This window comes from Domibacillus sp. 8LH, from assembly GCF_038806185.1.
In the GTDB taxonomy this organism is placed as follows: domain Bacteria; phylum Bacillota; class Bacilli; order Bacillales; family Domibacillaceae; genus Domibacillus; species Domibacillus indicus_A.
The window spans coordinates 1-270 of the sequence record NZ_JAVJNG010000155.1; the positions used below are offsets into that span (position 1 = coordinate 1).

The 270-nt window shown below is 35.9% G+C and carries 1 protein-coding gene; it reads right to left on the reverse strand.

The window, feature by feature from the left end:
* Window positions 1-270: HAD hydrolase family protein (locus RG959_RS24220; RefSeq protein ID WP_342799308.1), on the reverse strand; the 270-nt coding region annotated here is incomplete at both ends.

Consider the following 270-nt stretch of genomic DNA (forward strand, 5'->3'; position numbering starts at 1 on the left):
GAACAAGATTTAAGTAAATCTTTTTGATGTAATATTTCCAATACTCGCTCAACAACAGGCTTCTCAAAATGTGCATCAAAAATTCTAACACCATTTTCCACAATAACGGCACCCACTTCAGAAACAATGGTCATATGATTTGCCTCTTCCGTAAAAAAGGAACGAATCTGTTGGTATTGGTTTCCAGAAATGGCCGCTACTCTAATCCCCTGTTCTTGTAGTTGTTTAAATATTCTCTTGAATCTTGAACGATCATAATCGTTTTGTGAG